The following is a 1,722-nucleotide window of genomic DNA, read 5'->3' as shown; positions in this document are numbered from 1 at the left end:
TCCCTACCGGACTGGGAAAAAGTCCTGGTGGCGGCGCGATCGCTGGCCGGGTCGCGGCCGTGACCGCGCGGGTGGTTGTCGTGGGCGGCGGCTTGGCCGGCCTCACCGCCGCCTGCGAACTGGCCGACCGGGGCCTGGATGTGACCCTGCTGGAGGCCCGCGCCCGGCTGGGCGGCGTGACCTTCTCCTTCAACCGCGGCGATCTGGTGGTGGACAACGGGCAGCACGTGCTGCTGCGCTGCTACACCGCTTACCTCGATTTCCTGCGCCGAATCGGCGTTGCTCACCACATCGACATGCAGCCGCGGATGCACATCCCGGTGCAGGGCGTCGACGGTACGCCAGGTTCCTTGTCCCGCACGGCTTTGCCGGCGCCGCTGCACCTGCTGGGCTCGCTCGCCACGTACAAGCTGCTGTCCGTGACCGATCGGCTGCGGGCCGCGCGGGCGGTGCCCGCCCTGCGGCGGCTCAATCCGGACGATCCCCGTCTTGACGAGCAGAGTCTCGGCGACTGGTTGCGCAAGCACGGGCAGAACGACGCCACCATTGCCGCGCTGTGGAACCTGATCACCGTGGCCGCGTTGAATTGTGATGCCGACGAGGCCTCGTTGGCGTTGGCGGCCAAGGTGTTCCGCACCGGCCTGCTGGACCGCAGCGAGAACTGCGACATCGGCGTCCCGGCGGTGCCGCTGTCGGAACTGCACGGCGAACCGGCCATGGCGTACCTGCTCGCCCATGGCGCACAGGTCCGGCTGCGCGCCGCCGTGAAGGAGATTCGCCGTGACGGCAACGGTTTCGAGGTCGTGACCGGCGAGGACACCATCGCCGCCGACGCGGTGGTCGTGGCCACGGCGTCCGATGCGGCCGCCAAGCTGCTGCCCGACATCGTCACCGACGACCTGGGCCATTCGCCGATCTTCAACGTGCACGTGGTCTTCCCGCGGCGCGTGACCGACCTGCCGTTCGTCGCGGTGGTCGGCTCGCCGGTGCAGTGGGCGTTCGACCGAACCGCCGTGTCGGGGCTGACACAGGGCCAGTACCTGGCCGTGTCGGTCTCCGCCGCCGGTGACTGGATCGACCTGCCCGTGACCCAGCTGCGGGAGCTGTTCCTGCCGGAGATCAGCCGGGTGTTGCCCGGCGCCGCCGGGCAGGTCCCCACCGATTTTTTCGTCACCAAGGAGCGGACGGCCACCTTCCGGCAGCAGCCGGGCAGTGGTCGCAGGCGCGCCGCCCAGCGGACCGCGGTTCCCGGTCTGGTGCTGGCGGGGGCGTGGACCGCGACGGGGTGGCCAGACACTATGGAGGGTGCCGTGCGCAGCGGACAGAACGCGGCCAGGTTGTTGTCGGAGCAGCTTCCCGCCCCGGTGAGCGAGGTGGCCCGATGACCTCGACGCTGCCCCGCCCGGTCACCACCGCCGCCGATCTGGTGCAGCCGGCGATGCGCCGCGCGGTCGACACCCTCAACCCGTCCGTGCGCAACGTGGTGAGCTACCACCTCGGCTGGCTCGATCCGGACGGCAAGCCCACGAAGAGCAGCGGTGGCAAGGCATTGCGGCCCGCGTTGGCCCTGCTGTCGGCCCAGGCCGCGGGCGGCACCGCCGCGCAGGGCGTGCCCGGCGCCGTGGCCGTTCAGTTCGTGCACGACTTCTCGCTGCTGCACGACGACGTGATGGACGGCGACGTCGAGCGCCGGCACCGCCCGACGGCGTGGAAGCTTTTCGG

2 protein-coding genes are annotated in these 1,722 nt (G+C 71.0%); both read left to right on the top strand.

The annotated features are described in order from the left end of the window. The first annotated feature begins 59 nt into the window (after window positions 1-59). Complete coding sequence (hpnE, locus tag KUTG_RS41125) at window positions 60-1,385, top strand: hydroxysqualene dehydroxylase HpnE (protein WP_084580395.1); 1,326 nt, start codon at window positions 60-62, stop codon at window positions 1,383-1,385. Then, the coding region (locus tag KUTG_RS41120; protein WP_043724794.1) for a polyprenyl synthetase family protein at window positions 1,382-1,722 on the top strand (341 nt) is incomplete at its 3' end. The genes hpnE and KUTG_RS41120, both read left to right, overlap by 4 nt.

The sequence above is a fragment of the Kutzneria sp. 744 genome (genome assembly GCF_000568255.1).
Taxonomy (GTDB): Bacteria; Actinomycetota; Actinomycetes; order Mycobacteriales; family Pseudonocardiaceae; genus Kutzneria.
The sequence above is the reverse complement of the archived record's forward strand: the minus strand, read 5'-3'. Positions and strand labels throughout refer to the sequence as shown.